This window comes from Actinomadura sediminis, assembly GCF_042675525.1.
Lineage (GTDB): Bacteria > Actinomycetota > Actinomycetes > Streptosporangiales > Streptosporangiaceae > Spirillospora > Spirillospora sediminis.
Map to the genome: position 1 here is coordinate 1 of NZ_JBHTJA010000068.1, position 24,432 is coordinate 24,432.

Annotated in this window: 19 protein-coding genes; 6 read left to right on the forward strand and 13 right to left on the reverse strand. The window is 74.7% G+C overall.

Going from position 1 to position 24,432, the window contains the following annotated elements; genetic code table 11:
• The coding region (locus tag ACFQ11_RS26315; protein ID WP_378303255.1) for a hypothetical protein at positions 1–195 on the reverse strand (195 nt) is incomplete at its 3' end.
• Positions 188–733: an RNA polymerase sigma factor gene (locus ACFQ11_RS26320; protein ID WP_378303257.1), complete on the reverse strand. Its 546-nt coding sequence runs from the start codon at positions 731–733 to the stop codon at positions 188–190. The genes ACFQ11_RS26315 and ACFQ11_RS26320, both read right to left, overlap by 8 nt.
• 143 nt (positions 734–876) lie before the next feature.
• Here ACFQ11_RS26320 and ACFQ11_RS26325 point away from each other — a divergent pair, with 143 nt between their 5' ends.
• The 4 genes from ACFQ11_RS26325 (at position 877) to ACFQ11_RS26340 (ending at position 6,080) form a co-directional block, all read left to right on the forward strand.
• Positions 877–2,733: a heparinase II/III domain-containing protein gene (locus ACFQ11_RS26325; protein WP_378303259.1), complete on the forward strand. Its 1,857-nt coding sequence runs from the start codon at positions 877–879 to the stop codon at positions 2,731–2,733.
• A 91-nt stretch (positions 2,734–2,824) separates the two neighbouring features.
• Entirely contained in the window at positions 2,825–3,526 is a 702-nt protein-coding gene (locus ACFQ11_RS26330; RefSeq protein ID WP_378303261.1) for a hypothetical protein, read from the forward strand.
• Positions 3,523–4,809, forward strand: coding sequence for a hypothetical protein (locus ACFQ11_RS26335; protein WP_378303263.1), 1,287 nt, complete (start codon positions 3,523–3,525; stop codon positions 4,807–4,809). Before ACFQ11_RS26330 ends, ACFQ11_RS26335 begins: the two co-directional genes overlap by 4 nt.
• The gene (locus ACFQ11_RS26340) at positions 4,806–6,080 is read left to right on the forward strand and encodes a hypothetical protein (protein WP_378303265.1); all 1,275 of its coding nucleotides are present in this window, start codon (positions 4,806–4,808) and stop codon (positions 6,078–6,080) included. The genes ACFQ11_RS26335 and ACFQ11_RS26340 overlap by 4 nt, the downstream gene beginning before the upstream one ends.
• Before the next feature lie 42 nt (positions 6,081–6,122).
• Here ACFQ11_RS26340 and whiA read toward each other — a convergent pair whose 3' ends face one another.
• The 4 genes from whiA to uvrC form a co-directional block, all read right to left on the reverse strand.
• Positions 6,123–7,103: a DNA-binding protein WhiA gene (gene whiA, locus ACFQ11_RS26345; RefSeq protein ID WP_378303267.1), complete on the reverse strand. Its 981-nt coding sequence runs from the start codon at positions 7,101–7,103 to the stop codon at positions 6,123–6,125.
• Between the two features lie 61 nt (positions 7,104–7,164).
• Entirely contained in the window at positions 7,165–8,124 is a 960-nt protein-coding gene (locus ACFQ11_RS26350) for a gluconeogenesis factor YvcK family protein (protein WP_378303269.1), read from the reverse strand.
• A 54-nt stretch (positions 8,125–8,178) separates the two neighbouring features.
• Positions 8,179–9,057 (reverse strand): RNase adapter RapZ, encoded by an 879-nt coding sequence (gene rapZ, locus ACFQ11_RS26355; RefSeq protein ID WP_378303271.1) that lies wholly within the window; start codon positions 9,055–9,057, stop codon positions 8,179–8,181.
• The gene (gene uvrC / locus ACFQ11_RS26360) at positions 9,054–11,138 is read right to left on the reverse strand and encodes an excinuclease ABC subunit UvrC (protein ID WP_378303274.1); all 2,085 of its coding nucleotides are present in this window, start codon (positions 11,136–11,138) and stop codon (positions 9,054–9,056) included. The genes rapZ and uvrC overlap by 4 nt, the downstream gene beginning before the upstream one ends.
• A gap of 190 nt (positions 11,139–11,328) precedes the next feature.
• Here uvrC and ACFQ11_RS26365 point away from each other — a divergent pair, with 190 nt between their 5' ends.
• Complete coding sequence (locus ACFQ11_RS26365; RefSeq protein ID WP_378303276.1) at positions 11,329–12,450, forward strand: mechanosensitive ion channel family protein; 1,122 nt, start codon at positions 11,329–11,331, stop codon at positions 12,448–12,450.
• Between the two features lie 45 nt (positions 12,451–12,495).
• On the opposite strand, the gene ACFQ11_RS26370 is transcribed toward ACFQ11_RS26365, so the two are convergent.
• From ACFQ11_RS26370 to ACFQ11_RS26390, 5 genes are all read right to left on the reverse strand, one after another.
• Positions 12,496–12,951 (reverse strand): Rieske (2Fe-2S) protein, encoded by a 456-nt coding sequence (locus ACFQ11_RS26370; protein ID WP_378303278.1) that lies wholly within the window; start codon positions 12,949–12,951, stop codon positions 12,496–12,498.
• 65 nt (positions 12,952–13,016) lie between these two features.
• The gene (gene uvrA / locus ACFQ11_RS26375; protein WP_378303280.1) at positions 13,017–15,854 is read right to left on the reverse strand and encodes an excinuclease ABC subunit UvrA; all 2,838 of its coding nucleotides are present in this window, start codon (positions 15,852–15,854) and stop codon (positions 13,017–13,019) included.
• A gap of 217 nt (positions 15,855–16,071) precedes the next feature.
• Positions 16,072–16,974 (reverse strand): ABC transporter ATP-binding protein, encoded by a 903-nt coding sequence (locus tag ACFQ11_RS26380; protein ID WP_378303283.1) that lies wholly within the window; start codon positions 16,972–16,974, stop codon positions 16,072–16,074.
• Positions 16,971–18,068, reverse strand: coding sequence for a FecCD family ABC transporter permease (locus ACFQ11_RS26385; protein ID WP_378303285.1), 1,098 nt, complete (start codon positions 18,066–18,068; stop codon positions 16,971–16,973). The genes ACFQ11_RS26380 and ACFQ11_RS26385 overlap by 4 nt, the downstream gene beginning before the upstream one ends.
• 93 nt (positions 18,069–18,161) lie before the next feature.
• Positions 18,162–18,956: an MBL fold metallo-hydrolase gene (locus tag ACFQ11_RS26390; RefSeq protein ID WP_378303287.1), complete on the reverse strand. Its 795-nt coding sequence runs from the start codon at positions 18,954–18,956 to the stop codon at positions 18,162–18,164.
• A gap of 69 nt (positions 18,957–19,025) precedes the next feature.
• Here ACFQ11_RS26390 and ACFQ11_RS26395 point away from each other — a divergent pair, with 69 nt between their 5' ends.
• Complete coding sequence (locus tag ACFQ11_RS26395; protein ID WP_378303290.1) at positions 19,026–19,778, forward strand: maleylpyruvate isomerase family mycothiol-dependent enzyme; 753 nt, start codon at positions 19,026–19,028, stop codon at positions 19,776–19,778.
• Here ACFQ11_RS26395 and ACFQ11_RS26400 read toward each other — a convergent pair.
• Positions 19,775–20,488 carry a Crp/Fnr family transcriptional regulator gene (locus ACFQ11_RS26400; protein ID WP_378303292.1) on the reverse strand — a complete coding sequence of 238 codons (714 nt, stop codon included), beginning with the start codon at positions 20,486–20,488 and terminating at the stop codon, positions 19,775–19,777. The genes ACFQ11_RS26395 and ACFQ11_RS26400 overlap by 4 nt on opposite strands.
• A gap of 80 nt (positions 20,489–20,568) precedes the next feature.
• Positions 20,569–24,429: a tetratricopeptide repeat protein gene (locus tag ACFQ11_RS26405; RefSeq protein WP_378303294.1), complete on the reverse strand. Its 3,861-nt coding sequence runs from the start codon at positions 24,427–24,429 to the stop codon at positions 20,569–20,571.
• Between the last annotated feature and the right edge of the window lie 3 nt (positions 24,430–24,432).

The window sequence follows — 24,432 nt, forward strand, 5'->3', positions numbered from 1 at the left end:
CTCCGGCGCCGCCGGGCCGGGGCCGAGGGCCCGCCCTCGCCCGCCGTCCGCCGCCCGCAGGGCCGCGTGCAGGTCCCGCGCGATGCTCCGCAGGTCCGCGTCCGCCGGGCCCGCGTCCGGACGGTTCGCGTCCGGCCCGCTCGCGTCCCGCCCCCTCGCGTCCGCACCGCCGCCGGGCGTGCCGGTCTCAGTCATGCCGCCGTCCCCCTCCCATGGCGCGCTGGAGCGCTCCGAGCCCGCGCCTGATGTGCGTCTTCGCGGCGCCGAGGGACACCTGCATCGCCTCGGCGACCTCCCGGTCGTCCAGGTCGAGCCAGTAGCGCAGGACGAGCGCCTCCCGCTGCCGCCGGGACAGGCGTTCCAGCCGGGCGAGCAGTTCCCGGTGGTCCTCCCGGCCCAGCGCCACCGCCTCGGCGGCCGCCGTGGGCTCGGGCGGCGGGGGCTGCCGGAGCCGGGCGATCCGCAGGTGGCGGAGCCGGTTGCGGGTCAGGTTGCAGACGGTCGCGCGCAGGTAGGCCGCGGCGGCGCGCGGGTCGCGCAGGACCGCGCGCCGGTCGTGCAGGCGGGCGAACGCCTCCTGCGCGACGTCCTCGGGATCGTCCGCGCCGAGCCGGCGGGCCAGCCCGACGAGCCGCGGATAGTGCTCGGCGAACAACTCCTCGAGCGCGGGCGGCGCGGGCGCCGCCCGCGCGTCCGGGTCGTCCTCCTGCGGCCCGGCGCTCCCAATGGTCACCACATGGGTGGTGACACCCGAACCGCCGGCCGGATGACGCCCCCGCCGCGAGTTCACCCGCCGTTCCCCCGGGCGTACGGGACGTTCGCCGTCCCGACATCGGGCCAGGTCATCCCTACGAGAGCTTCCGTTGTCTCCGCCACATGATGATCCGCTACCCACGCGCGGCGACCGTCGCCGCGACGACCGCACTGCTGGTGGCCGCGTCCGGATGCCGTGACGCCGCGCCGCGCGGAGCCGTGCCGCCCGCGGAGGCCGGCGCCCCCCGTGCCGGTGAGGGCGTCTGCCTCGGCTACAACGGGCTCGACCGGCTGAATCCGCTCGCGGAGGTGGCGGCCGGGCGGTTCCGGACGGTCGGCAGGGAGCCCGTGCGGGTCGCGTCCGGAACGGACGTCGACTGGAGCCTGGACCCGCACGGCGACCGGACGTGGCTGCTGTGGTTCCACTCCCTCGAATGGCTCGGCGGCGCGATCGAGGAGCACGAGCGGACGGGCGACGCCGCCGCCCTCGACCTCGCCGCGGGGATCGTCCGGGACTGGCTCGCCGACAACGGCGACCCGGAGCGTTTCGGGACGGACCGCCGCGAGGCGATCGCCGAGGGGACGAAGTTCCGCCTCGCCACGCTGGTGTGCCTGCGCGGGCACCGCGCGGCGCCCTGGCTCGACGCGGCGATCGCCCGGCACGCGACCTGGCTGGCCGACCCCGAGCACTACTCGGGTCCCTGGAACCACGGCACCGACGAGTCGATGATCCTGCTGACGGCCGCCTGCTCGATCGGCCGCGACGACCTGGCGGACCTCGCCGCGGGCAGGCTGCTGGACTCGGTGTTCGACCCGCCGGGCGGGGTCCGGCCCGCCATCGACGCGCAGGGCGCCGACAACGAGCAGTCGACGCACTACACCGTCTACAACCGGTCGCGGTGGCGGAAGGCGATGACGGTGATGCGCGCGTGCGGCCGGGCCGTCCCCGGCGAACTGGCACGCAGGCACGCGCTGATGGACGAGTTCATCGCGTTCCAGACGACCCCGGCCGGGGACCTCGTCCAGATCGGCGAGTCGCAGGCCGGGAGGGCCGAGGACACCGGGGCGTCGGACGACGGGCCGCTCACCTACGTCGCCACCCGGGGGAAGAAGGGGACGCCGCCGGACGCGCGGGCGCGCGTCTACGAGGCCGGGTACGTGATGGGCCGCTCCGGCTGGGGGAACGGCGACCGAGCCTACGAGGACGAGATGGCGTACACGGCACGGTTCGGGCCCGGGCGGTACGCGCACGGCCACAACGACCACATGGCGCTGACCTTCTTCGCCCACGGGCGCGACATCCTCGTGCCGAGCGGGCACGTCGGCTACAACGACAGGGCCTGGCGCGAGTGGCTGCACTCCCCGCGGGCGCACAACACGTTCGTCGTCGAAGGGGCGGGGTTCGATCCGGCCGCCGAGACGCGGCTGACCGGGCACCGGTTCCGGGACGGCGCCGACACGTTCGCGTTCTCCGACACCTCGTTCGACGGGACGACCCGGACCCGCTCGGTGCTGGCGGCGTCCGGCCCGGACGCCCTCGCGGTGCTCGACGAGGCCCGTTCGGCGTCGTCCCGCGACATCACGCAGTACTGGCACCTGCCGTCCGCGTTCGCGGCGAAGGCGGACGGGACGGGCGCGACCGCCGTCGCGGGCGGGGTACGCGTGCACTTCCTCCGGATACCGCTGCCGGGCGCGGCGGCGCCGGGCGCCGCCGGGGTCGTGCGGGGCCGGCTCTCCCCGCCGCAGGGATGGATCTTCCCCGGCCCGGGGAAGAGGGTCGCCGCGCCCACGGTCGAGTTCCGGGCCGGCGGGCCGCGGGCCCGGATCCTGACGCTGATCGCCCCGGTCCGGGGCGACGCCGCGCCGCACGTCCGGGCGATACCGCTGCCGGGCGGCGCGGTGCGCGTCGACGCGGTACTGGACGGGCGGCGGCTGACCTTCACGGCCGCCGCCGACGGCGCGCTCCGCCGCGGACGCTGACCGGCGCCCGAGGCCGGCCCGCACCCGTCCGCTTTCGGCGATTCGGTGGCCCTAATGCCTTTTATGGGGCCGACCCCTAAGATCCCGTGTCATGGTCCGGGTCCCGTTCATGCTGATGGCCGCGGTGCTGCTCGTCCTCACGACGCCGGCCGCGGTCCGCGCCGACCCGGCCGGGAGCGCGTCCGCCGACGGCCTGCGGGCCGACCGGATCGCCCGCGCACTGCGCGAGAACCCGGTGTACGTCACCGACCACATGCTCCGTGCCGTCACACCCGACACCGGGGCGCGGATCGCCCGGGCCCTCGACCGGCTCGACGTCCCCTACCACGTCGCCCTCCTCCCGTCGTCGCTGGAGACCTACCTCGACCAGGAGAAGTTCGCCGCGCTGCTGTACGACCGCCTGGGCCGTCCCGGCCTGTACCTCGTGCTGGACGACGACAACGGGAGCGCGCAGATGTTCGGCGGCGGCCACTCGGTGCCCGCCGAGGACGCCTGGCGGTCCGCCGGGTCCCGGCTGCCCTCCGACGCCGGGCCGGTCGCGATGGTGGAGACGTTCGTCCGGGTCATCGAGGACGGCACCGCCGGGGAGTACCTCCCGGCGGATCGGCGGCCGAAGTCACGCGCCCGCATCGAACTCGACCGGCGAGCGCGGCAGGAGGCCGCGGCGGCCGACGCCGAGCGCACCGCGCGGATCGGCGGCACCGCGCTGGGCGCCCTCGCCACGATCGGGCTGCTCACCGGGGTCGGTCTCGCGCGGGCTCGGAGCCGCGGGAAGCGGGGCGGGAACCGATGACGGCGAAGTTCCGGCGCGTCGCGGCGCTGTCGGCGTCGCTCGCCGCCGCCGTCCTCACCGCGCCCCTCCCGGCGCCGCCCGCCGGGGCCGATGCGGACGGCGCCGCGGACGGCGCGCTGCCGCGGCTCCCCGGCCACGGCTACGCGCGCGTGGACCGGATCGGCGCCGCCCTCGCGCGCGACCCCGTCTTCGTCGACCCCGACCTCCCGACGGCGCTGCGCGGCGCGGGCCTCGCCCGCGTCCGCGCGGCGGTCCGGGACGCCACCGCGGAGCTGGACGCCCGGGTCTGGGTGGTCGTGGTCCCCAATCCCGCGGAATCGGAGTCGCAGGGGCGGGGCCCCCTGCTCGCCCGCCTCCTGCGGGAGCGGACCGGGAGGGGCGGCCTGTACGTCGTGGCCGACGCGCGCGGCACCGTGGAGACGGTGGCGTTCGACGTCCGCCGCCGGTTCTCGGCCCTGGACGCCGGCTACGAGCGGCCGCCCGAGGGCGACCGGCTCGCCGGGCTCGACGGGCGGATCGTCGATCGGATCCGGCAGGTACGGGACCTCCCCGTCACCGACGCCCCGCGAGACCACCGCCTCTACGGGCGGCTCGACCCGTTCGGCGCGGAGGACCGCCCGCTGCGCGACGTCGAACCGGAACCCGCCGGGCCGTTCTTCCTGGGGCTGCTGCTCATCGGCCCGGCCGGCGGCGCCGTCCTGTACGCCGCCGGGCGGCTGGTCCTCCGGTGGCGGCGCGGCGGCCGCACGGAGCGGAGGCGCCCGGAGGCCCCCGCCGGGCCGAGCGCGCGGCGGCTCCGCCGGCTCGCCGAACGGGAGCTGTCCGCGCTGCGCACGGCGCTCGCCGACGCCCCGGGCCTCGGCGGCCCGCGCGAGCGGCGCGCGACGGAGGCGTTCGACGCCGCGCAGATCCTGTTCGACGACGCCGGAACCGATCCCGGTCGCGCGCACGACCTGGTCGTGGTGATCGTGCTGGCCCGGGAGGGGACGGCGGCGCTCGACGGGGACGGGCCGCCGTCCCCGCCCTGCTTCGTCAACCCGCTGCACGGCGCGGCCTCCCGTCGGCGGCGGATCCGCGCCGCCGACGGGAACGGGCGGCGGCACGTGTGCGCGCCGTGCGCCGACGCGCCGCAGGATCGGGTCGCGTCCCTGACCCTGCGGATCCCGCGCCCCGGCGGGAAGGTCCCCCATCACGACCTGCGCGGCCCGTGGGTCGCCGCCGAGTACGGTGCGCGCGCTCCCCTGGCCGCGAAGGTCCTCACCCACCTGGAAGTCGAGTCATGACGGCCCCCTCCCCCGGCGAGCGGATCGCCGCCGCCCTGCGCCGCTCCCCGCTGCACGTCGACCCGTCGCTCGAGTCCGCGCTGCCCGCGGCCCGGCGGCGGCGGGTGCTGGACGAGCTGGGCCGTCAGCCGCGGCCGACGTTCGTCGTCCTCGTGCCGATCATCGCGGGCGGCACCTGGCAGGAGCCGGAACAGCTCGCCGCCGTCGTCCAGTCCAGGCTGGGGCGCCCCGGCGTCTTCATCACGCTCGGGAAGTACGCCGGCGACCTGAACGCCCGGCTCCTGCCCGACGACCTCACCGACGACCGGGGCATGGAGGTGCGCCACGCCGCCCTCGCGGTCTCCCTCGATCCGGCGTTCCGGAAGGCGACGCTCGCCGACCGGCTCGACCGGACCCTGGAACTGCTGCGCACCGGCAAGGGCGAGGAGGAGTACCGGCGGCAGTCGGCGGCGTTGCGGGAGCGGTCCCGCTCGCGGTCCGCCACGGCCCGCCCGGAGAGCGCCGCCGGAGGCGAAGGGGGCGGCGCCGGAGGCGACGGGGACGGCGCCGGGGCCCTCGGTGCCGCACTGGGCGGCGCGGCGGTCGCGGCGGCGGCCGTCGGCGGGCTCCTGCTGTGGCAGCACCGCCGGATGGCGGCGCCGGTCCGGGCCCAGCGGACGGCGGGGGACGCGCTGCTGCTGGAACGCACCGTGTTCGCCACGGCGGACCGCGCCACCCGCGACGAGCTGCGCGCCCAGGCGTCCGCCGAGGTCATCGCGTTCGGCGAGCTGCTGGACCGCACCGACGTGCCGGGCACCGACCCGGTGGTCCGCGACCTGCTGGCCCGCGCGCTGGACGCCTATTCGGCCGCCGGGCGCGTGCTCGACGACGCGCGCGGGATTCCCGACCTGGCGGGCGTGCTGGTGCTGGTGGACCAGGGGCGGGACGCGCTCGCCTCGGCCGGCTCCCTGGCCGCCGGCGGCCCCGGGATCCCGCCCGAACCGCTCTGCTTCTTCAATCCCCTCCACGGCGACGCGGCCGTGCGGCTCACCTGGCGTCCGCCCGGCACCCGCCGCAGCCTCCGGGTGCGGGCCTGCCGCGACTGCGCCCGCGCCGCGAAGGACCGCGGCACCCCCAGGTACCTGCTGGACGATCGCGGCGACCGTCCCGTCCCGTACTTCGAGGCGGCCCCGGAGACGAGCGTGTGGGCCGCGACGGGATACGGGCAGCTCCGGAGCGACCTGATCGAACGGGTCCTGCGCGGCGACCACGCCCGCCGACGCCCCCGCTGACGGCGCCGTGCCGCGGGTCCCGCGGCACGGCCCCCGGACGGCTCAGGGGGCGAGCATGTCGGCGGTGAGGTTCGCCTCGGTGCCCGGGACGCCCTGGTCGCTCGCGCGCTTGTCGGCCATGGCCAGCAGACGCCTTATACGGCCGGCGATGGCGTCCTTCGTCAGCGGCGGGTCGGCGAGCTGGCCCAGCTCCTCCAGCGACGCCTGCTTGTGCTCCAGCCGCAGCCGCCCGGCGTTCACCAGGTGCTCGGGCGCGTCGTCGCCGAGGATCTCCAGCGCGCGCGCCACCCGGGCGCCCGCCGCGACGGCGGCCCGCGCGGATCGGCGCAGGTTCGCGTCGTCGAAGTTCGCGAGCCGGTTCGCGGTGGCGCGCACCTCCCGGCGCATCCGCCGCTCCTCCCACTGCAGCACGGCGCCGTGCGCGCCGAGCCGGGTCAGCAGGGCGCTGATCGCGTCGCCGTCGCGGACGACGACGCGGTCCACCCCGCGGACCTCGCGGGCCTTCGCGTGGATCTTGAGCCGGCGGGCGGCGCCGACCAGCGCGAGCGCCGCCTCCGGCCCCGGGCACGTCACCTCCAGCGACATCGACCGGCCCGGCTCGGTCAGCGACCCGTGCGCCAGGAACGCGCCCCGCCAGGCCGACTCGGCGTCGCAGGCCGCCCCCGCGACCACGTGCCGCGGCAGCCCCCGCACCGGACGGCCGTTGTTGTCGATCAACCCGGTCTGCCGCGCCAGGGACTCGCCGTCCCGGAACACCCGGACCACGTACCGGTTGCCCTTGCGCAGCCCGCTCGGCGCGAGCACCACCACCTCCGAGGTGTGCCCGAACACCTCCGAGATGTCCTTGATGAGCCGCCGCGCGGCAACGTTCGTGTCGATCTCGGCCTCGATCACGATGCGACCGCTGACCAGGTGCAGACCCCCCGCGAAACGCAGCAGCGTCGAGACCTCCGCCTTGCGGCAGCACGGCTTCAGCACCGTGAGCCTGCTCAGCTCGTCCTTGACCACACCGGTCATCGCCATCTGTTGACCCCTCCCCCTATCGGACTTCCAGCAGTGTGGCCGAAAACGGCCGCGCCGGTCGTCACTCGCTGAATATCTGTACGAAGGCTTGGGCCAGGCGGGCGGGTTCATGACGTGGGGATCCGTCATCGGCGGCGACCCCGGCGAGCACGAGACGCCCGCCGAGTTCCCGGACGGCCTTGTCGAGCGCGTCCGGGTCGTCCACCACGCCGTCGTCGGCCAGGACCACGTCGACCGTCAGATCGGGGGCGTGCGCCTGGAGCACCTCGAGATGGCGCTGGGGGGAGAAGTCGTCGGTCTCGCCGGGCTGCGGCGCGAGGTTCAGCGCGACGACGCGGCGGGCCTTGGAAGAGGTCAGGGCGCGGGCGAGCGCGGGCACCTTCAGGTGCGGGAGCACGCTGGTGAACCACGAGCCGGGGCCGAACACGATCCAGTCGGCGTCCTCGACCGCGGCGATCGTCTCCGGGCAGGCGGGCGGGTCGGCGGGCACCAGCGACACGCCGAGGACTGCGCCCGGGGTGCTGGCGCACGCCACCTGGCCCCGCACCTGGCCGATCTCGTCCGGCCGGGACGGGTCGGCGCCGCGCACCTCGGCGACGATGTCCATCGGGACGGCCGCCATCGGGAGCACCCGCCCGTGCGCGCCCAGCAGCCGTCCCACCCAGTCCAGCCCGGCGACGGTCGAGTCGGGGTTCTCGGCGAGCAGCTCCCACAGCGCGACGATCAGCAGGTTCCCGACGGCGTGCCCGCGCAGGTCGCCCTCGCTGCGGAACCGGTGCTGGACGACGTCCCGCCAGGTCTGCCCCCATTCGTCGTCGCCGCACAGCGCCGCCAGCGCCATCCGGAGATCGCCGGGCGGCAGAACGCCGAGCTCGCGGCGGAGCCGTCCGCTGGAACCACCGTCGTCGGCGACCGTGACGACCGCGGTCAGCCGGTCGGTGACGCGGCGCAGCGCCGACAGCGAGGCGTACAGTCCGTGGCCGCCGCCGAGCGCGACGACCTTCGGCCCGAGGGGCTTCACCGTGCCGTTTCTCTCCTCGTCCGGGACCCGCGCCGGGTCACCGCGGCACGGGTCTCACTCACGGCCGAGATCACGATGGGCGACCTGCACGTCGAGGCCCTCGTCCCGCAGCCGGGCGGCGATCTGTTCCGCCATGGCCACACTACGGTGTTTGCCGCCGGTACATCCCACGGCGAGCGTCACGTAGTGCTTGCCCTCCCGCTCGTACCCGTCGGCGAGCAGCCGCAGGACGTCGGTGTAGGCCTCCAGGAACTCCTTCGCGCCGCGCTGCCCCAGCACGTAGTCGCGGACGGCGACGTCCCGGCCCGTCTTCGGCCGCAGCTCGGGCACCCAGTGCGGGTTCGGCAGGAACCGGCAGTCGACGACCAGGTCGGCGTCCACCGGCAGGCCGTACTTGTAACCGAACGACACCACGGTCGCCCGCAGCCGCGACTCCCCCGTGTCCGTGCCGAAGTAGCCGATGATCTTCGCGCGGAGCTCGTGCACGTTCAGCCCGCTGGTGTCGATCACGAGGTCGGCCTCGGCCCGCACCTCGCGGACCAGCTCCCGCTCCCGCGCGATGCCGTCGACCAGCCGCCCGTCGCCCTGCAGCGGGTGCGGGCGCCGCACGCTCTCGAAGCGCCGCACCAGGTCGGCGTCGCTCGCCTCCAGGAACACCACCCGCGGGTGGACGCCCCGCGCCTCGAGCTCGGCGATCGAGGAGTGCAGGTCCTCGGTGAACGCGCGGCTGCGCACGTCCACCACGACCGCGATGCGCGGCACCGCGTCCTTCACCCGCCCGCCGAGATCGGCCATGGTGGCCAGCAGCCCCGGCGGGAGGTTGTCGACCACGAACCAGTCGAGGTCCTCCAGCGACTTGGCCGCGGTGCTGCGGCCCGCCCCGGACATCCCGGTGACGATGACGATGTCCGGAACCTTGGTCTCGGTGGTCACGCCCGTCTCCCCCTGTGCTCCCCGTCGGCCGCGGACCCGTCCGCGTCCCCGTCCCCGGGCCCGTCGCCCGGATCCTTCCCCGCCGCGCTCCCCGTCGCTCCGTGCGCCTGCGTTCCGTGCGCCTGTCCGTGCTGTCCGTGCCCCATCGTGCCGTGCAGGGCGGCGACGATACTCTCCGCGCTGCGCAGCCCGATGCCCGGTACCTCGGCGACCTGCTCCGGCGTCGCCTCCTTCAGCCGTTTCACCGAGCCGAAGTGCTTCAGCAGCGCCGAGCGCCGCGCCGGGCCCAGACCGGGAACATTATCGAGTTCGCTGAACGTCATGGCCTTGGAACGCCGCTGCCGGTGGAAGGTGATCGCGAACCGGTGCGCCTCGTCGCGGAGCCGCTGCACGAGGAACATGCCCTCGCTGTTGCGGGCGAGGATCACCGGGTCGTCCTCCCCGGGCAGCCAGATCTCCTCCAGCCGCTTGGCGATGCCGCAGACCGGGATGTCCTCGATGCCCAGCTCGTCCAGGGCGCGCTGCGCCGCCGCGACCTGCGGCGGACCGCCGTCCACCACGACCAGGTTCGGCGGGTAGGCGAACTTGCGGGGCCTGCCGGTCTCCGGGTCGATCGGCGTCCCGCCGTCCGGCGCCCCCCCGGTCTCGGCCTCCGGATCGCCGAGCGAGTCCAGCTCGCCCGTCCGCTCGCTCTCGGCCAGGTAGCGGCGGAACCGGCGGGTGATCACCTCGTGCACGGAGCGGACGTCGTCCTGGCCCTCGACCGCCTTGATCGTGAACCGCCGGTACTCGCTCTTGCGGGCCAGCCCGTCCTCGAACACGACCATGGACGCCACGACGTTCGTCCCCTGGAGGTTCGACACGTCGTAGCACTCGATGCGCAGCGGCGCCTCGTCCAGCTCCAGCGCCTCCTGCAGCTCGCGCAGCGCCACACTGCGGGTCGTCAGGTCGCCGGCGCGGCGGGTCTTGTGCTGCTTGAGCGCCTCGTGCGCGTTGCGCTCGACCGTCTCCAGCAGCGCCTTCTTGTCGCCCCGCCGCGGCACCCGCAGCCGGACGGGCCCGCCCCGGCGCTCGGCCAGCAGCTCGGCCATCGGGTCGGGTTCGGGCGGCAGCTCCGGGACGAGCACCTCGCGGGGCACCGCGTCGCTCTCCCCGTAGATCTGGATGAGGAAGTGCTCGACGAGGTCGGCGGTCGTGACCTCCTCGACCTTGTCCACGACCCAGCCGCGCTGCCCGCGGATGCGGCCGCCGCGCACGTAGAACACCTGGACGGCGGCGACCAGCTCGTCCTCCGCGAACGCGATCATGTCGCAGTCGGTGCTGTCGGGCAGCACCACCGCCTGCTTCTCCAGCGCCCGTTCGAGGGCGCGCATGTCGTCGCGGAGCCGCGCGGCGCGCTCGTACTCCTGGTCGGCGGCGGCGTCGCGCATCGCCGCCTCGATGCTCTTGATGAACCGGCCCGTCTCCCCCGCCATGAAGGCGCAGAAGTCCTCGGCGAGCGCCCGGTGCTCGTCGGGCGAGACGCGGCCGACGCACGGCGCCGAACACTTGCCGATGTCGCCGAGCAGGCACGGCCGGCCGAGCTGGTGCTGCCGCTTGAACACCCCGGCGCTGCACGTCCGGACCGGGAACACGCGCAGGAGCTGGTCGACCGTCTCCCGGATCGCCCACGCGTGGGAGTACGGCCCGAAGTAGCGCACGCCCTTGCGCTTGGCGCCCCGCATCACCATCACCCTCGGGAAGTCCTCGCCGAGCGTGACCGCGAGATAGGGATAGGACTTGTCGTCGCGGTAACGGACGTTGAACCGCGGGTCGAACTCCTTGATCCAGGAGTACTCGAGCTGGAGCGCCTCGACCTCGGTTCCGACGACCGTCCAGTCGACCCGCGCCGCCGTCCGCACCATCGTCTGGGTGCGCGGATGCAGGGTCGTGAAGTCGGCGAAGTACGAGTTCAGCCGCGAGCGCAGGTTCTTGGCCTTGCCCACGTAGATGACGCGGCCGTGCTCGTCGCGGAACCGGTACACGCCCGGGGACTCCGGGATGGAGCCGGGTGCTGGTCGGTAGGTCGCCGGGTCTGCCACGCTCGAAATGCTAGTGGGCGGCACCGACACGCCGTGCGCCTCCGGTTCCCGCGGCGGCCGCACGTTCACCATGGACGGGTCCGCGCCCCCGGTGACGGATGTCTCGACGCCGCGGGCGTGTGAGGGCAAACGCGCCGGAAAGTATCGTTGAACTGCTCTTTTCTCACTCTCCGAGGGGGTCGAAGCGACCGTGTCCGCTCTCTGGGCCTGGATCGTGCTGGCCGCCGTCGTCGCGGCCTGCGTCATCGTCGTGGAGGCCGGCCGGCGGGTGCTGGCCGGCCGGCTGTCCGCGCGCTGGCCCGCGGCCGGCAACGCCGCCCGCCGCTGCGCGGCGCCCGCGTTCGTGTTCGCGGTGGTCGTGAGCGTCAGCGGCGCGATGCCGTACGAGCACCTGTGGGACGGCGGCGAGAAGGCCGTCTCGCACGCCCTGCGCATCGCGGCGATCGGCGCGACCACGTGGCTGGTGCTCCGCATCATCTACGCGTTCACCGACCCGCCGCTGCACCGCCTCATGGAGGTCGGCGGCGACCGCAACCGCCGGGCCCGGCGGACCCGCACCCAGATGCTGCTGCTGCGCCGCATCGGGGCCGCCCTGCTGATCGTGCTCGCGGTCGGCGCCGCGCTGTTCACCTTCCCGGCCGTCCGCGCGATCGGCGCCGGAGTGCTGGCGTCCGCGGGGATCTTGGGCGTCGTCGTCGGCATCGCAGCCAAGCCGGCCGTGGGCAACCTGCTCGCCGGCCTGCAGCTGGCGTTCGGTGACGCCCTCCGCCTGGACGACGTCGTCGTCGCCGACGGCGAATGGGGGCGCGTGGAGGAGCTGACGCTCTCCTACGTCGTGGTGCGGCTCTGGGACGACCGCCGGATGATCTTCCCGGTGTCGTACTTCACCGAGCAGCCGTTCGAGAACTGGACCCGGTACTCCACCCGCCTGTACGGCTCGGTGGAACTGGCCGTCGACTGGTCGGTCCCGCTGGACGAACTCCGCGAGTCGCTGCACGCGTACCTGCGCGAGCACCCGCTGTGGGACGGCCGCGACTGGGCCCTGCAGGTGACCGACGTCCTGCCCAACGGCCTGGTGAAGCTGCGGGCCGTGATGACCGCCGCGGACTCGGGCACCACGTGGGACCTCCGCTGCGACGTCCGGGAGCACCTGGTCACCTACGTGCGCACGCACCACCCGGACGCGCTCCCCCGCTTCCGCACCGGCCCGGACGGCCACGTCCCCGGCGGTCCCGGCGAGGGGACGGCCGGGGACGGCGACGGGGCCGGCCCGAACTCGGACGGCCGCGTGCACATCGTCAAGCCGCGGTGACGCCTCCGCCCGCGGGGTCCGCGCCGGCGGGCGGGGTCCGGCGGATCAGGCGACGACGATCGCGTCGCCCTGGACCCGCACCGGGTACTCCTTGAGCGGCCGGTCGGCCGGGCCCTCCGCCACCGACCCGTCGGTGATCTTGAACTCGCTGCCGTGGCACGCACAGTTGATCAGGCCGTCGGCCACGCGTCCCACCGTGCACCCCTGATGGGTGCACACGGCCGAGAACGCCTTGAACTGCCCCTGCCGGGGCTGCGTCACCACGAGCTTGGCGTCGCCGAACGTCTTGCCGCCGCCCACCGGGATCTCGGAGACCTTCGCGATCTCCTGCCCCTTGAGCTCCTCCGCCGACTTCGTCTCCCCGCCGGACCCGCAGCCCGCGAGCACGGCCGTGGCGCCGACGGCGCCCGCGCCGCACAGCACCGCGCGCCGACCGATCCCGCTGCTCCCGGCGGACCGCACGTCCTCGCGCGCGGCTCCGGGCGTCTGTTCGTTGCTCATGTCCCAATCCTCGTGTACGCCCCGGAATCCCCCGCACCGGCCCCCGCGGGCGGAGGCCGGCCGGCTCAGCCGAGGATCTTGGCGAGGAACTGGCCGGTGTGGCTGCCCTCGACCTTCGCGACGTCCTCGGGGGTGCCCTCCGCGACGACCGTGCCGCCGCGGGAGCCGCCCTCGGGCCCCATGTCGATGATCCAGTCGGCGGTCTTGATCACGTCGAGGTTGTGCTCGATGACGATGACCGAGTTGCCCTTGTCGACGAGGCCGTTGAGGACGCCGAGGAGCTTGTTGATGTCCTCGAAGTGCAGCCCGGTCGTCGGCTCGTCCAGCACGTAGACGGTCCGGCCGGTGGAGCGCTTCTGCAGTTCGGACGCGAGCTTGACCCGCTGCGCCTCCCCGCCCGACAGGGTGGGCGCCGGCTGGCCGAGCCGGACGTACCCGAGGCCGACGTCGTTGAGGGTCTTCAGATGCCGGTGGATCGCGGTGATCGGCTCGAAGAACGCGGTGGCCTGCTCGATCGGCATGTCGAGCACCTCGCTGATCGTCTTGCCCTTGTAGTGCACCTCGAGCGTCTCGCGGTTGTAGCGGGCGCCGTGGCACACCTCGCAGGGGACGTAGACGTCCGGCAGGAAGTTCATCTCGATCTTGATCGTGCCGTCCCCGGAGCAGTTCTCGCAGCGGCCGCCCTTGACGTTGAAGGAGAACCGGCCCGGCTGGTAGCCGCGGACCTTCGCCTCGGTCGTCTGCGCGAACAGCTTGCGGATGTGGTCGAACACGCCGGTGTAGGTCGCCGGGTTCGAGCGCGGGGTGCGGCCGATCGGGGACTGGTCGACGTGCACGACCTTGTCGAGCTGGTCGACGCCGTTCACGCGGCGGTGCTTGCCGGGGACGGTCTTGGCGCCGTTCACCTTCTTGGCGAGCGAGTTGTAGAGGATGTCGTTGACCAGCGTGGACTTGCCCGACCCGGACACGCCGGTCACCACCGTGAGGACGCCGAGGGGGAAGGCGACGTCGACGTTCTGCAGGTTGTTCTGCTGGGCGCCCTTGACGGTGATCTCGCGGCCCTTGGTGCGGGGTCGGCGGATCTCCGGGACGGCGATCGCCCGGCGGCCCGACAGGTACGCGCCGGTGAGCGACTTCTCCGACGTGAGCAGCTCGTCCACGGTGCCGGACACGACGATCTCGCCGCCGTGCTCGCCCGCGCGGGGGCCGATGTCGACGACCCAGTCGGCCGCGGCGATCGTGTCCTCGTCGTGCTCGACGACGATCAGGGTGTTGCCCATGTCGCGCAGCCGCAGCAGCGTCTCGAGCAGCCGGTGGTTGTCGCGCTGGTGGAGGCCGATGGAGGGCTCGTCCAGCACGTACAGGACGCCGACGAGGCCGGAGCCGATCTGGGTCGCCAGCCGGATCCGCTGCGCCTCGCCGCCCGCGAGCGTCGCGGACGCCCGGTCCAGCGTGAGGTAGTCGAGGCCGACGTCGAGGAGGAACCCGAGCCGGGCGTTGATCTCCTTGAGCACGCGTTCCGCGATCTGCTTCTCGCGGTCGTTCAGTTCCATCGCGAGCAGGAACTTGGCGCACTCGCCGATGGGCAGCGCGGCCACCTCGGCGATCGACATGCCGCCCATGGTGACGGACAGGATCTCGGGCTTGAGCCGCGCGCCCTTGCAGGTCGGGCACGGGATCTCCCGCATGTAGCCCTCGAACTTGTCGCGGCTGTAGTCGCTCTCCGACTCGGCGTGCCGGCGCTGGATGTAGGGGATCACGCCCTCGAACGCCGTGTAGTACGAGCGCGTCCGTCCGTACCGGTTCTTGTAGCGGACGTGGACCTGCGTCTCGTGCCCGTTCAGGACGGCCTTGCGCGCCTTGTTCGGCAGTTCGTTCCAGGGGGTGTTCAGGTCGAAGCCCATGGCGTCGCCGAGGGCCGAGAGCAGGCGCAGGAAGTAGTCGCTGACGTGCCCGCCGGACCACGGCTGGACGGCGCCCTCCCCGAGCGTCAGCTCGCCGTCGGGGATCACCAGCTCGGGGTCGACCTCCATGCGCGTCCCCAGGCCGGTGCAGTCCGGGCAGGCGCCGTAGGGCGAGTTGAACGAGAACGACCGGGGCTCCAGCTCCTCGAACGACAGGTCGTCGTACGGGCAGTAGAGGTGCTCGGAGAACATCCGGGTGCGCTGGTCGTCGTCCTCGGGCAGGTCGACGAAGTCGAGGAAGATCGTCCCGCCCGCGAGGCCGAGGGCCGTCTCCACCGAGTCGGCGAGGCGCTGCCGGGCGGAGGGCTTGACGGAGAGCCGGTCCACCACGACGGAGATGTCGTGCTTCTCCTGCTTCTTGAGCTTCGGCGGCTCGTCCAGCCGGACCATCGCGCCGTCCACGAGCGCGCGGGAGAAGCCCTTCGACTGGAGTTCGCGGAACAGTTCGACGTACTCGCCCTTGCGGCCCCGGATGACGGGGGCCAGCACCTGGAACCGGGTGCCCTCCTCCATCTCGAGCACCCGGTCCACGATCTGCTGCGGCGCCTGCCTGCTGATCGGCCGCCCGCACTCGGGACAGTGCGGATGGCCGATGCGCGCGTACAGCAGGCGCAGGTAGTCGTAGACCTCGGTGATCGTCCCGACCGTGGACCGCGGGTTCTTGCTGGTCGACTTCTGGTCGATGGACACGGCGGGCGACAGACCCTCGATGAAGTCGACGTCCGGCTTGTCCATCTGCCCGAGGAACTGCCGGGCGTACGCCGACAGCGACTCGACGTACCGGCGCTGGCCCTCGGCGAAGATCGTGTCGAAGGCCAGGCTCGACTTCCCGGAACCCGACAGACCGGTGAACACGATCATGGAGTCCCGCGGGAGGTCCAGCGAGACGTCCTTCAGGTTGTGCTCGCGTGCTCCACGCACGATGAGTCGGTCATGCACGGCGTTTCCCGGTTCCCCTTCTGGGCGCGGCGATGCGGAATGGGAGGACGCAACATCCCCGGATTCCATAACAGCGCTGGTCGCCGCCGCATTTCCTCAAGTCCCCCGCCCGTCCCGCAGGGAGCGGACGGCACCATAAGACCGTACACGTGTTCGAACACGCCCGCCACCGGAACGAGCACCCGCCCGGTCGCCTCGCGGCCGCGGTCCTCGACGGTCAGTGCGCCCGCGGCGGAGGCGCCGCCGGGCGCGGTGACGCCGGGCCCGCGGCCGGACGGGAAGAGGGCCCCGCCGGGGACGAGGCGTCGCGCGGTTCCGGCTCCGTGCGCGATGCGGGGACGTCCTCGGTTCGGGGCACGGCACGGTCGAACGCCAGGACGGGCGCCGTGGTGTCGGGCCGCGTCAGGGTGATCGCGTCGACCGCGAAGACCTCGCGGACGAGGCCCGGGGTGAGGACGTCGCGGGGCGGGCCGACGGCGGCGAGGCCGCCCCGGTGGAGTACGGCGACCGTGTCGCAGTGCGCGGCCGCCAGATTCAGGTCGTGCAGCACGGCGATCGTCGTGCGGCCGAGGTCGGCGACCAGATGCATCAGCTCCAGCTGGTGCTCGATGTCGAGGTGGTTGGTCGGCTCGTCGAGGACGAGCACCTCTCCGTCCTGCGCGATGGCGCGGGCGAGTGAGACCCGCTGCCGGTAGCCGCCGGACAGCGCCGACAGCGGGCGGCCCGCGACGTCGGCGGCGCCGACGCGGTCCAGGGCGCCGTGCGCGACGCGCAGGTCGGCGGCGCGGTCCGCGCCGAAGCCCCGGCCGTGGGGAGTGCGGCCGAGCAGCACGGCCTCCAGCGCGGTCATGTCCGCGTCGATCATCGTGTCCTGGAGCACGACGGCCACCTTGCGGGCGCGCTCCCGGGGGCGCAGCCGCGGGACCGGCACGCCGTCGATGCGCACCTCGCCCTCGTGCGGGCGGACGGCGCCGTACAGGGCGCGCAGCAGCGTGGACTTGCCGCTGCCGTTCGCGCCGAGCAGCCCGGCGACGCGCCCGCGCGGCACCGCGAAGGACACGTCGCGGACGATCTCCGCGCCGCCGAGCCGGATCCCGACGCCGTCGAATTCCACCGTCATCGGTCGAGTCCCGCCTGTGCGGCGCCGTCCCGGCGCATCAGCCAGAGGAAGAACGGCGCGCCCACGAACGCCGTGATGATGCCGATCGGCACCTCCGTGGGGGCGGCGACGGTCCGGGCGAGGAGGTCGGCGAGCATGAGGAAGGCCGCCCCGCCCAGCACCGCGATCGGCAGGAGCCTGCGATGGTCCCCGCCGACCAGGATCCGCGCGACGTGCGGGACGACCAGGCCGACGAACCCGATGCCGCCCGCCACCGACACCACCGCCCCGGTCAGCAACGACGCGGTGACCAGCAGGACCAGCCGGAGCCGGACGACCCGGACGCCGAGCGCCGTCGCCGACTCCTCGCCCGACATCAGGGCGTTCATCCCGCGCGCGTTGACGGCGACCACCACCGCCGCGACGGCCAGCGCCGCCGCGGGCGCGGCGAGGCTGCCCATGGTCGCCGCCGAGACGCTCCCGAGCAGGAAGAACAGCACGCTGTAGACGTTCTGGGCCTCGGTCGTGATCGTCAGGTAACTGGTGACGGCGCTGAACAGGGACCCGAGGGCCACGCCGGTCAGGATCATCCGGGTGGGCGCGAGCGTCCCGCGTTTCTGCGCGAGCACCGCGACCAGGGCGCTCGCGGCCACGGCGGCCGCGAAGGCGGCCGTGTGCACGGTGAGCCCCGCCACCGCCGCCGAGCCGAGCACGATCACGAGGACGGCGCCCATCCCGGCGGCCGACGAGACGCCGAGGATGTACGGCTCGGCCAGCGGGTTGCGCACCACCGCCTGCATGATCGCGCCCGCCAGCGCCAGCCCCGCGCCCGCCGTGGCGGCGAGCAGCGCCCGCGGCAGCCGGAACCGCCAGACGGCCTGGTCCTGGAGCGGGGACAGGCTCCCGTCGCGCATCCAGGGCGCCCCGGGGACCAGGTGCCCGGTGATCAGGCGGGCCGCGTCGCCGGGCGACACCGCGACCGTGCCCACGCTCGCCGAGAGCACGAGCAGTCCCAGCAGGGCGAGGACGAGCGCCGCGCACACGGCCGGAACGCCGGGGCGCCGCCGGGCCCGGGCGGGCGCAGCGCCGGGAGAGCGCGCAGTCGTGGAGGTCACGCCGGGATATTAGCGACAATGGAAACCATTGTCATGTTCGGGACGGGGCCGGCCCATGGCGTTCGGAACGTTCCGGCACGCGGCCGGGAGGCGTCACTCGTCGTCGAGGGCGTACTCCAGGTAGCGGTCGGCGGAGCGGCGCACGGCGTTCTTGCCGTCGGCGTAGACGATCTTGCGCCACCAGGCCCCGTAGACCCGGTCGAAGTCATAGGGCTCGAGCAGGCGCAGCGCGCGGCGGACGGTCCGGGGACGCTCCGGAATGAAGTTCGGGTACGAGTACATGAAGCTGACCCAGTCGCGGTCGTTGACGACCTGCAGGATGTCGCCGGAGAACAGCGCGCGGGCGTCCCGCCAGTGCAGCACCTGGCCGCCGTCGAAGTGCACGCCCGCGTTGATCAGGGTGACGCCGTCGGCGATCTCGCGGGTGTCGCCCGCCCAGAAGACGACGGCGTCGTCGGGGCGGGCGACCCAGCGGCAGTCGGCCTCGTGGATGTAGACGGGGGCGTCGAAGGCGTGCGCCCACTCGATCATCGTGCCGTAGTAGTGCGGGTGGCTGATCGCGATCGCGTCGATGCCGCCGAGGTCGTGCACCTCGCGGACCAGGTCGTTGTCGATGTGGGTGATCATGTCCCAGAGGACGTTGCCGGCGGGGGTGCGCAGCAGCAGCGCCCGCTGGCCGATCGCGATGGACGGCTCGGTGCCGATCCCGACGACGTCCAGGCCCTCCTCCTCGATCCGCGCGCGGTGCCCGGCGGCCCGCAGTTCCGCCAGGCTCGTCCAGCGCTGGCCCTCCCAGCCGACGTACTGCCGCTCGTCCTCGCAGATCGGGCAGTCGGCACGGGGGGCGCCGTACTGGACGCCGCAGGTGACGCAGATCGGAAATTCCATGATCGGCATTGTGAACGGGGGACGGCCGGGGGTGCAACGCGGCGTGCGGGTGGGTCAGGATGGACGGTCGTGAGCACCTCGGAATTCGCCCGTGACGTGATCGACGACCTCGACTCTGGCGTGGCGCGCATCGCCGCCACGCTGTCCGCGCTGGACGACGCGGAGCTTCGCGCCCCCTCGGCACTGCCGGGATGGAGCCGCGGGCACGTCGCCACGCACATCGCCCGTAACGCCGACTCGCTGTGCAACCTGCTGGAATGGGCGCGCACCGGCACGGAGACCCCGCAGTACCCCAGCGTGGCGGAGCGCAACGCCGACATCGAGGCCGGCGCCGGACGGGGCCGCGACGAGCTCGTCGAGGACGTGCGCGCCAGTGCCGCGCGGTTCGCCGGGCTGGCCCGCGCGCTGCCCGAGGACGCCTGGGACGTCCGGGTGCGGGCGATGGCGAGCTACGAGCATCCGGCCTGGTACACGATCCTGCGGCGCTGGCACGAGGTCGAGGCCCACCACGCCGACCTCGCCGCCGGGTACGGGCCCGCCGACTGGCCGCGGAAGTACGTGGACTGGGCGCTTCGCAGCACGCTGGCCGACATGGCGGCGCTGCCCCGCGAGCAGTTGCTCGGCCTGGCCGGTCACCGGATCGTCGTGACGGACCTGGGCGAGGAGGCGGTGCTCGGCGACGCGACCGGCGCCGAGGCGTCCGGGACGGCCCGCGCGCTGCTGGGCTGGCTGAGCGGGCGTTCGGACGGCACGGGCGTGACCGTCCGGGGGCCGCTCCCGGAGCCGCCGCCGTGGCCGCACGCGCCCGCCGGGTTCCGCTAGTCGCCGTTCGCGAGGCGGCGCAGGGCGTCGGCCGACCGGACGACGATCACGTTCCGGGCGACGATCACGTTGCGGGCGACGGCGAGGCCGCCGCGGACGGACTCGGCGGTGAGGATCTGCGCGACCTTGCGGCGGCCCATCCCGGCCCACCGCCCGAGGTCCTGCTGGGAGACGGGGAGCCGCACCTCGACGGCCGCGGCGGCCCCGTTCCCGGACCCGCCGTCCGCGGCGGGCGGGGCGCCGAACCGCGACGTCAGCCGCAGCAGCCGCCCGGCGAGGCGGCGTTCGGGGTCGTCGGGGAAGTGGGCGATGCGGAGCTCGTTGGCGTCGCGGAGCCGCTCGGCGAGGACGGCGGCGACGGTCCAGACGGTGCCGGGGTGGGCGTCCAGGACGCGGCGGAACCGGTCGGCGGTCAGCCGGGTCGCCTCCACGGCGGTGAGCGCCTCGACGTTGGCGTGGCGGACGCCGCCGTCGACGGCCTCCAGCTCCCCGACGAGGTCGCCGGGGCCGAGCACGTCCAGGATCGCGATGTCGCCCGCGCGGTCGACCCACACCTTCACGGCGCCGCGGTGCAGGACGAAGACCTGGGACGTGTGGGTGTGCTCGCGCGTGAGGAGGGCGCCCGGCTTCATCATCACGGTCGTCCCCTCGCGCCGCAGCGCCTCCCGGGCGCGGTCGGGCAGCGCGTCCCAGAACCGGGTGATCTCCATGTCGCCTCCTCGCGGGGCCCGGCGGGGACGGCCCCGTGGACCAGTCAACGCCGCGGCGCGGTACGGGACCGCGTATTCCGTCACATCTCCAGCGATCGATCCGATTCGAGCCACTTGTCGAGGGCGCGGACGCGGCGGGCGCAGTCGGCGGCGGCGTCCGCGTCGCCGAGCGCCCGGTACGACGCGCCCTGCAGGCGGAGGGCCTCGCGCCGCCCCGGGTGGTCGTCCATGTCGCGGCGGATGGCGATCTCGGCGTCGAAGTGCGCGGCCGCCCGCGCGTGCTCGCCCCGCAGCTGGGACGCGCGCGCCATCACGTGCAGCGCGTACGCCTGCTCGCGGGCGTCCCCGAGCTCGGCCGCCAGGTCCAGCGCGCGCCGCCCGGTCTCCAGCGCGTCGTCGGCGCGGCCCAGGTCCAGGTGGACGGCGGCGAGGTGCACCAGCGCGGTGCCCTCGGCGTACCGGTCGCCCGCCTCGCCGATGAGCCGCAGCGCCTCCAGGCCGACCCGCAGGGCGTCGTGCGGACGTCCGCTGCGCCGCAGGACCATCGCGAGGGTGTCGGTGCCGATGCCGAGGCCGTGCCGGTCGCCGGCGGCGCGGCGGATTCCGAGCGCCTGCTGCGCGGCCCGCTCGGCGTCCTCCGGCAGGCCGAGCCGCAGGTAGGTGCGGGCGATGCTGCCGAGCGTGCCGGCCAGCCTGCCGCGGGCGCCGAGCCGGTGCCACAGGTCGAGGGCCTCCAGGCCGAGGACGAACGCCTCCTGCGGGCGCCCGAGGCGGCGCATCACCACCGACAGGTGCTCGAGGTCGCCGGCCTCGCCGTGCCGGTCGCCGATCTCCCGGCGCACCTCGAGGGCGTGCAGCAGGTGCTCGCGCGCCTCCCGGTGGCGGCCGAGCCGCAGGTGGACGACGCCGATCTGCGCGAGCGTCTCGGCCTCGCCGTGCCGGTCGCCGACGTCGCGGTGCAGGCGCAGGGCGTCCCCGCAGTAGGTGAACGCCTCGGCGAACCGAGCCGCGTCGCACGTCAGCATCCCAAGGGTGGTCAGCGCGCGCGCCTCTCCGTGACGCGCGCCCAATGCGCGGTACGTGCGCAACGCTTGCTCGGCGTCCTGCAGGGCCAAGTCGCGCTGGCCGAGGGAGGCGTGCATGCGCGCCAGGAGCGTTAGAGCCTGGGCCGCACCGAGCTGGTCGGCCTGTTCCTGCCGGATGTAAAGGGCCTCTAGGGCGTGCAGTACGGCGTCCCGGACGTTTCCCCAGCGGCGGTGGACCCTCGCCAGGGTGAGCAGGGTTCCGGCCACGCCGGGCATATCGCCGATCCGCCTGCGCATGGCGAGCGCCCGGTCCGCGTGCTCGAGCGCCCGTTCGTGATCGGAGAGCCCCACGTGGGCGCGGGCGAGCGTGTCGTGCGCCTGGGCGACGCCCCCGTCGTCCCCCAGTTCGCCGTGGGCGGCGAGGGCCAGTCGCGCGTGGTCGATGGCGGTCGGGTACCGGCCCAGGGCGGCGTGCACGTCGGCGAGCGTCGCCAGGGTCGCGGCCTCCCCGGACCGGTCGGGCGGGTCGACGGCCCGGAAGCCGCGCCGCGCGTCCTCCCCGTACCCGAGGGCCTGCAGGGACCGGTCGAGTTCGACGTGCGCGACGGCGAGGTCGTGCAGCATGACGGCCGCGGCCGCCCAGTCCTCCTCGGCGCGGGCCGCGCGCAGGCCGGCCTGCAGGACCGCGACGTTGTCCTCCCCGTACCGCCGGAGGCGCAGGAAGTCGAACAGGGCGTCGGCCAGCTCCCAGCACGTCCGGTGCAGGCCGAGCCTGGCCGCCTGGTGGACGGCCGCGACGAGGTTGCGCCGCTCGGCCTCGAACCACGCGAGCCCCGCGGCCCGCGCGTCCGGGCCGGGGACCGGCCGGGACGCCCGCGCCCGGGCGCCCGCGACCGCCGGGCGCGCGGGTGCCCCGAGCCGCTCCCCCGCCTCCCGCGCCCCGGCCCCGCACGCGGCCAGCAGCCGCCGCTGCGCGGCCTGCAGGTCGCTGTCGTCGTCCTCGACGAGCGCCCGCCCGCGCGCGAACTCGCGGAGCAGGTCGTGCATCCGGTAGCGGCCGGGGGCGGTGTCCTGGACCAGGTACGCCTGCCGCAGGCCCTCGAGGCGGTCGCGGGCCTCGTGCTCCGCCCGGTCCAGCAGGGCGGCGAGGGCGGCGGCGGTGAAGTCGGGCCCGGCGACGAGACCGAGCCTGCGGAACGCCTCCCGCTGGTCGGGCCGCAGCCCCCGGTAGGCCACCTCGAAGGTCGGGCTCAGGACGCCCTGCAGCGCGCCGCCCGGCGCCGCGGGGACCCGGACGCCGTCCCGCGCGCCCGCGCCGGACGTGCCGGGCGCGGTCTCCTCGTCGTGCGCCGTCAGCTCCCGGACGGTGTCCGCGATCGACTCGCCGGGGTTCTCGGCGAGCCGGCCCGCCATCACCGCGAGGGCCAGCGGCAGCCGGCCGCACTCGCGGGCGAGCCGGGCGAGCGGCCGCCGCTCCTGCGCGACGCGCGGGTCGTCCGGCCCGAGCACGCCCGCGATGAGGTCTTCCGCCTCGTGCGCCGCCAGCTCCCGCAGCTCCAGCGTGCGGACGTCCACGCCGGGCAGCAGCGGCGGGAGCCGGCGGCGGCTCGTCACGATCACCAGGCCGGACGCGGCCGCGGACAGCAGCGGGCCCACCTGCTCGGGCCCGGCGGCGTTGTCGAGGATCAGCAGCATCCGGCGGTCGGCCAGCAGCGACCGGCACTGCGCCGCCAGGCCGGCCTCGGTGCGCGGCAGCTGGTCGCCGGGGACGCCCGCGGCGCGCAGCACCTGCCCCATCGCCTCGCCGGGCGTGGCGGGGGCGCGGGACGTCCCGCGCAGATCGGTGAACAGGATCCCGTCCGGGAACCGCCCGGCCGCCCGGTGCGCCCAGTGCAGCGCCAGCGCCGTCTTCCCGACCCCGGCCATGCCCTGGACGACGACCGCGCGGGGCCACTCGGCCTGCGCGACGAGCATGTCGAGCTTGCGCAGGCTGACGTCGCGTCCGGTGAAGAAGGGATGGTCCGCGGGGAGCTTCGACACGGCGGGCCGCGCGCCGGACGGTTCCAGCCGCACGGGCTCCCGCGCGGCGAGCCCGCCCGGCTCCGGCTGGACCGGGGCGTGGTCGACGGCCGGCCACTCGTCCCCCCAGGGGCTCGCGGCGCGGCGCAGCCGTTCCGGGTCCAGGACGATCAGGGGCCGGGGACGCCGGTCCAGGATCCCCTTGCCGCGCCACAGCCGGAACCAGCGGACGAGCGTCTCGCGGGAGATCCCCGCCCAGTTCGCCAGCTCGGCCTGGCTGAGCCGCAGCGGGACCTCCAGGCCGCGCGGCGTGCGCTCCCCGAACCGGTGGACCAGCTCCAGGAGGTGGTAGGCGAGCCGCTGCGGATGGTCGGCGGCGCGGACGGCGTGGCGGCGGCCGCCGTAGGTGACGGTCTGCGAGACGGCGTGCATCATCGCCTCGGCGACCCGCGGGTTGGCCGCGAGCAGGCTGCGGAACTTGCGGCGCTCCACCCGCAGCGCCACGACGTGGTCGAGCGCGGCGACCGTCCCGCGCTGGGGGTGCCCCCACGGGCCGAGGACGCCGACGAGGTCGCCGGGCCCGAACAGATCGATGATCGACTGGTCGCCCTCGCTGGAGTCCACGAACTCCTTGGCGACGGCGTTGCCCGCCGCACGCGGCACCCCCTTGAACAGGACGTACACCGCGGGGGCCGCCACGCCCTGGTGGCACAGCGTCCCGCCCGGCGGGACGGTGGCGGTGCGGCCCATCGCCCGCAGCGCCTGCCGGTCCGCGGGCGCGAGCCGCGCCCAGAAGCTGCCCGGGCGCGCACCGTGCCCCGGGTCGTGGTCCGTCCCGTGATCCGGGTCGTGATCCGGGTCGTGCGCGAGCGGTCGCCCGAGAGAGTGGTCCAGCACGGC

Excerpts from the sequence above, each read along its gene's own strand:
- ACFQ11_RS26325 (WP_378303259.1), top strand. The coding sequence starts at position 877 with ATGATGATCCGCTACCCACGCGCGGCGACCGTCGCCGCGACGACCGCA.
- ACFQ11_RS26330 (WP_378303261.1), top strand. The coding sequence starts at position 2,825 with ATGGTCCGGGTCCCGTTCATGCTGATGGCCGCGGTGCTGCTCGTCCTC.
- ACFQ11_RS26335 (WP_378303263.1), top strand. The coding sequence starts at position 3,523 with ATGACGGCGAAGTTCCGGCGCGTCGCGGCGCTGTCGGCGTCGCTCGCC.
- ACFQ11_RS26340 (WP_378303265.1), top strand. The coding sequence starts at position 4,806 with ATGACGGCCCCCTCCCCCGGCGAGCGGATCGCCGCCGCCCTGCGCCGC.
- whiA (WP_378303267.1), bottom strand. The coding sequence starts at position 7,103 with ATGGCGATGACCGGTGTGGTCAAGGACGAGCTGAGCAGGCTCACGGTG.
- ACFQ11_RS26370 (WP_378303278.1), bottom strand. The coding sequence starts at position 12,951 with ATGAGCAACGAACAGACGCCCGGAGCCGCGCGCGAGGACGTGCGGTCC.
- ACFQ11_RS26380 (WP_378303283.1), bottom strand. The coding sequence starts at position 16,974 with ATGACGGTGGAATTCGACGGCGTCGGGATCCGGCTCGGCGGCGCGGAG.
- ACFQ11_RS26390 (WP_378303287.1), bottom strand. The coding sequence starts at position 18,956 with ATGGAATTTCCGATCTGCGTCACCTGCGGCGTCCAGTACGGCGCCCCC.
- ACFQ11_RS26400 (WP_378303292.1), bottom strand. The coding sequence starts at position 20,488 with ATGGAGATCACCCGGTTCTGGGACGCGCTGCCCGACCGCGCCCGGGAG.